Raw genomic sequence first — 5,781 nt, 5'->3', positions numbered from 1 at the left:
GCAGAGCCATGGCCGCGGCGGGCAGCGTTGCAGAGCCCGGAACCACCACAGCCAACACGGCCGCCGCGTACCCCTGACCGTCAAGAATCGGGGCCGCCGCCCCGGTGGTCTCGGGATCGATGAAGCCATCGAAGGTGGCGTAGCCGCGGCGTCGGATCTCAGCCAGCTCATGACGTAGCCGGGGATGGTAGTCGAGGACGGCTTCCTCGTGTCGGCTCAGGTAGTCCTCCAGCACCGGGGCCGGGGAGTAGGCCAGCAGCGCCATGCCCATGGAGGTGCGGTGGATCGGCATGCGCCCGGCAACGCTGGCCTGATTGACCACCGACCCGGGACGGGAGAGACGCTCAATGACCAGGACGTCATCCTGATGCAGCATTGCCAGCTGGGTGTTCTGGCCCAGAAGCTGATTGATGTCCTCCATGAAGGGCAGTGCTGCGGTGCGCAGGTCCTGGGTAGCGGCACTGCGGTTGGCCAGCTCCCACAGCCGCAGCCCCAGTGAAATTTGTCCTTCGTGATCACGCGCCAGCAAACCGTGGCCGACCAGATCCTCAATCAAGCGGTACATGGTGGCGCGGGGAATCTGGGCGCGTCGAGCCAGGGCGGCGACCGAAAGCTTCGGGGTCTTGGGGTCAAAGGAATCCAGGATCCGCACAATGCGGTCCAGCATGGAATCCCCACTGGGCGAGTTGGCCATGAATCAACTTTAGTCTGCTGACGGCAGCGGGAATATTGGCGAACGAGTGGGAGGGGCTGGGAGATGCGCTGGGCATGGTGGGGGAACCCGGCAGGTCTCCTAGGGGACGGAATGAGTAAGAGTGTGCCGGTGCCATCCTGTGGCACCGGCACACTCTTACTCAATTGTTGGCCCCGGGATTCGTCCGTTTGCCGCTAGGAGGACTTCGGCTTGGGGATCTGCGCGATGACCAGGACCGCGATCAATGCAGCACCCCCGTAGAGGAAGAACGCCCCAGGATATGCGGTCCCCGCGGCCACCATGAGACCGGTGACGTAGGGGCCGATAATCGCGCCGAAACGCCCGATCCCCGAAGCCAAACCGATGCCGGTGGCCACCATGTCACGAGGATAGACGTGCCCGGCATAGACGTACATCAGGCATTGGGCGCTGAAAACAAAGACGCCGGTGATGAAGAGGACCACCGTGAGCAATGCCTGGCTTCCGAAGGGCAGGGCTAGAAGAACCAGGAAGACAGCCGAGGCGGCGAACCAGAGCAGGGAAACCAGTTTGATTCCCTTCGCATCGGCGGCATAGGCGCTGATGATGAGGCCGGCGATCGCACCTAGGTTCAGGACAAAGAGCATTGTCAGGGAGTCGGCCACCGGGTAGCCGGCGGCGCCCATGATCTTGGGCAACCAGGCGTTTAATCCATAGACCAGGACCAGACCCATAAACGCCGCAATCCACAAGCCGATCGAGCTGCGCAAGTACTTGGGCTTGAGCACATCTGCCAGCGAGCTGCGCTCTCCCGCGGGGCGCACTTCGCTTTCGGGGAGCTTGAACCAAAGCAGGCCGAGCAGCACCAGGCCTAGTCCGCCGCCCAGATAGTAAAGCAACGACCAGTGCATGCCCGCGGCCCGGCCAGCCAGGGAGGCCAGTACGGCACCCAGGTGATATCCGACCATGGGCAGGTTGTTGGCCAGGGCCCGGCGTCCAACCGGCGCGTTCTCCTGCATCAACGCCAGGGCCACCGGCATGCATCCACCGAGTCCCAGACCTGCGATAAAACGCACCAACCCCATCAGTGCCGCATTGGGCATCAGCGGAAAGACCAGCGTGAAGGCCGAAAACACCAGAACCGCCAGGAGCAGGGGGCGTCGACGGCCAAAGTGGTCGGCCAAACGCCCCATGAGCGCGGCTCCCACTCCGACGCCGATCAGGGAAAACGTGTTTACCCAGTTCATGGCGGCGACACTGAAGCCACCGATGTCCGGGTCGGTCAATACGGGAATGGTGGCTCCCAACGCCACGATGTCGTAGCCCTCGAAGACCACGATGAAGAAGCAGAGGGCGGCAATCCAGCCGCCAAGTTTTTGCGGCCTGGTGCCGCTAAGCGACGTAGTCAAGGTGGCTCCCTTCGAGTCCCGCCGACGAAGTGGCGGTGATGTGCGTCATAGCAAAGTGATGTTAGCACCAAATTCACTTCACGCACACTAGTTCGCATAGCGAACTTCTTTGCTAGTATTGAGTGCGAGGGCTGGGGCTGATATTGTTCGTTTTACGAACGAAAGTTCACAGTATGAACATCGAACGGTAACGGAGCAGTGACTTAATGCAGCAGGCCTATCTCTATGACGCGATCCGTACGCCTTTTGGCAAGCTGGGCGGGAGCCTGTCAGGGCACCGGCCGGATGATCTTGCCGCGCACGTGATCCGCGAACTGGTGGCCCGCGCGCCGCAGCTGGATGCCTCCGCCCTCGATGAGGTTATTTTCGGCAACGCAACGGGGCCGGCGAGGAGAACCGGAATGTCGCGCGCATGGCCACGCTGCTGGCCGGGCTGCCCACCTCCATCCCCGGCACCACCATGAACCGGTTGTGCGGTTCCTCCCTGGACGCGGCCATCGCCGCCTCCCGCGAGGTCGCCACGGGGGATGCGGACCTGGTGCTTGTCGGGGGAGTGGAGTCCATGAGCCGTGCGCCATGGGTGCTGCCCAAGACCGAGCGCCCCTTCCCCATGAACAACCTGGAACTGGCCAACACAACCCTGGGTGGCGCCTGGTCAATCCGTCCATGCCTGGGGAATGGACCGTTTCGCTTGGTGAAGCGACCGAGCAGCTGCGTGAAAAGTACCAGATCAGCCGCGAAGACCAGGACCAGTTCGCGGCGACCTCCCACCAGCAGGCTGCCGCCGCCTGGCAGGCCGGCAAGTACGACAACCTTGTCGTGCCGGTGCCCCCGGCGTCCAAGAAGGGCACCGAAGTCACCCGCGACGAGACCGTCCGCCCGGACTCGACGGCGGAAACCCTTTCCGGACTGCGCACCGTGTTCCGCCCGGCCGAAACCGGAACCGTGACCGCAGGGAATGCCTCACCCATGAATGACGGGGCCTCGGCAGCCTTCATTGGCTCGGAAGCCGGAGGACAGGCGCTCGGGTTGGACCCGCTGGCCCGCATCATCTCCAACGCGGCCCACGCCCTGGACCCGCAGTACTTCGCTTCGCCCCCGTCGAGGCCGCCAACAAGGCGCTGTCCAAGCTGGACTGTCGTGGAACGACATCGCCGCGGTGGAACTGAACGAGGCGTTTGCGGCGCAGTCGCTGGCCTGCCTGCGCGCCTGGGACATTGACCCGGGCATCGTCAACGCCTGGGGCGGGGCCATCGCCATCGGCCACCCGTTGGGCGCCTCGGGCCTGCGCATCCTGGGGACCTTGACCCGCCGGCTGCAGGAGTCGGGGCAGCGCTACGGCCTGGCGGCCATTTGCATTGGCGTTGGCCAGGGCCTGGCCGTGGTCATCGAGAACGTCAACGCCGCCAACTAGCCACACCGGGGGTTCGCCCCTCCCCAAGGATTTTCGCTCAGAGAGGTAGACACTGATGGCACCACGTATCGCCACCTCGCCCGCCGAGGCCGTGGCCCAAGTGAAGGACGGCTCCACCGTCCTGATCGGCGGCTTCGGCAACGCCGGGCAACCCATGGAACTGATCGACGCCCTGCTTGATGGCGGGGCCACGAACCTGACCGTGGTGAACAACAACGCCGGACAGGCCGACGTGGGCCTGGCCCTGCTGATCAAGGAACGCCGCGTAAAGAAGATCATCTGCTCCTTCCCCCGCCAATCCGATTCCTGGCACTTCGATGAGGCCTACCGGGCCGGGGACATCGAGCTGGAGCTGGTTCCGCAGGGAAACCTGGCCGAACGCATTCGTGCGGCGGGCGCCGGGATCGGCGGATTCTTCACCCCCACCGGCTACGGCACGCTGCTGGCCGAGGGCAAGGAAACGCGCATGATTGACGGGCGCGGTTATGTCCTGGAGACCCCGATCCACGCCGATGTCGCACTGATCAAGCGCTGCGGGCCGACACCCACGGCAACCTGGTCTACCGCAAGACCGCGCGCAACTTCGGACCAATCATGGCCACAGCCGCCAAGCAGGCCATTGTCCAGGTTGATGAGATCGTGCCGGTGGGCGGCATCGACCCGGAGGTCGTGGTGACCCCGGGCATTTACGTGGACACCATGGTGGCACTGGGAGGGAAGAACTGATGAGCACGCTGCTGCACACCGACGAAAAACTGACCCGCGATGCGATGGCCCAGATGGTGGCCGCGGACATCCCCGCCGGTGCCTTCGTCAACCTTGGCATTGGCCAGCCCACCAACGTTTCCAACTTCCTCACCGCCGAACAGGGCGTCACCCTGCACACCGAGAACGGAATGCTGGGCATGGGACCGGTGGCCACCGGGGAGCAGGTGGACGAGGACCTGATCAACGCCGGCAAGATTCCGGTCACCGAGCTGCCCGGAGCCAGCTTCTTCCACCACGCCGACTCCTTCGCCATGATGCGCGGCGGGCACCTGGATGTCTGTGTGCTCGGGGCCTTCCAGGTCTCGGCCGCCGGGGATCTGGCCAACTGGCACACCGGAGCCGAAGGGGCGATCCCGGCCGTGGGCGGCGCCATGGACCTGGCCATCGGCGCCAAGCAGACCTGGGTCATGATGAGCCTGTTTACGAAGAACGGAGACTCCAAGCTGGTGGACCAGCTCAGCTATCCGGTTACCGGGCTCGGCTGCGTCTCGCGAATCTATACGGAGGTCGCGGTCTTTGAGCTGCGCCAGGGGCAGGTGTTCGTGCGCTCCACCCACGGGATCAGCTTCGAGGAGCTTCAGGCCAAGCTGCCGGTCGAACTCGCCCGCGGCTAAACGCGCCAGGCCGCTGCGGGCATCCGCGGAGGCGGTGCTCGCCAACAACCAGTAAATTAGGAGGGGCACGCGCCATCCAAGGCCGCGTGCCCCTTCACCATCCCCGCAGCACGGCACCCCGTGGGCGGAGCACATCAATCAGGAGAGCCTTGAGCAGCGAGAACAGCGAGAACAGCACGTCGGCGAAGACCTCGGTGCAGTCCCTGGCCCGCGGGCTGCAGGTCATCCGCAGCTTCGACGCCGAACACACGTCCATGACGCTGTCCGAGGTCGCCGCACGCACCGGACTGTCCCGGGCCACCGCGCGCCGATTCCTGCACACCCTGGCCGAGCTGGGCTACGTGCGCACGGACGGGAAGCAGTTCGCGCTCACCGCGCTGGTGCTGCAGCTGGGGTATGCCTACCTGTCCAGCGCCACCCTGCCGCAACTCATTGAACCGGTGCTGGAGGAGCTCTCCGCAAGTGTCGGGGAATCGGCCTCCGCCTCCGTGCTGCAGGGCAGTGAAATCATGTACATCGCCCGCGTGCACACCCGCTCCATCATGCAGGTGGGGATCTCTGTGGGGACCGCTTCCCGGCGCTGAGCACCTCCATGGGCCGGGTGCTGCTGGCGCATCAGCCGGCGCAAACCGTGCAGCAGGTCCTCCAGGACACTCCTGCTGCACTGACCCCGCGCACCATCACCGACGCCAAGGCCCTGGAAGCGGAACTGGAGAAGGTCCGGGAACGGGGGTATGCCCTGGTGGACCAGGAGCTGTCCGTCGGACTGCGCTCGGTGGCTGTTCCGGTGTTCAGCAAGGACGGCAGCATCGCCGCGGCCATGAACGTATCCATGAGCGTGGGACCCGACAGCCCGGCCGATGCGCAGGAAGCGGCCCAGCGAGTGCTCCCGCAGCTGCTGCG

Annotated in this window: 3 protein-coding genes and 3 pseudogenes; 4 read left to right on the top strand and 2 right to left on the bottom strand. The window is 65.0% G+C overall.

What is annotated here, in order from left to right; genetic code table 11:
* Positions 1 to 694, bottom strand: a 694-nt coding sequence (locus JCM19049_RS07295; RefSeq protein WP_054821253.1) for an IclR family transcriptional regulator, incomplete at its 3' end; no start/stop codon positions are given.
* A gap of 194 nt (positions 695 to 888) precedes the next feature.
* Positions 889 to 2,082 carry an MFS transporter gene (locus tag JCM19049_RS07290; protein ID WP_246049687.1) on the bottom strand — a complete coding sequence of 398 codons (1,194 nt, stop codon included), beginning with the start codon at positions 2,080 to 2,082 and terminating at the stop codon, positions 889 to 891.
* Positions 2,083 to 2,288: 206 nt separating this feature from the next.
* On the opposite strand from JCM19049_RS07290, the pseudogene JCM19049_RS07285 reads away from it, so the two are divergent.
* The 4 genes and pseudogenes from JCM19049_RS07285 to JCM19049_RS07270 all read left to right on the top strand — a co-directional run.
* Positions 2,289 to 3,496: pseudogene (locus tag JCM19049_RS07285) on the top strand (acetyl-CoA C-acyltransferase).
* A gap of 55 nt (positions 3,497 to 3,551) precedes the next feature.
* Positions 3,552 to 4,222 (top strand): annotated as a pseudogene (locus JCM19049_RS07280) (3-oxoacid CoA-transferase subunit A).
* Complete coding sequence (locus JCM19049_RS07275; protein ID WP_054821251.1) at positions 4,222 to 4,878, top strand: 3-oxoacid CoA-transferase subunit B; 657 nt, start codon at positions 4,222 to 4,224, stop codon at positions 4,876 to 4,878. The pseudogene JCM19049_RS07280 and the gene JCM19049_RS07275 overlap by 1 nt, the downstream one beginning before the upstream one ends.
* Positions 4,879 to 5,027: 149 nt before the next feature.
* Positions 5,028 to 5,781: pseudogene (locus tag JCM19049_RS07270) on the top strand (IclR family transcriptional regulator C-terminal domain-containing protein); the annotation flags it as partial.

This window comes from Arthrobacter sp. JCM 19049, assembly GCF_001310435.1.
This window is presented reverse-complemented; position numbering and strand designations above follow the sequence as displayed.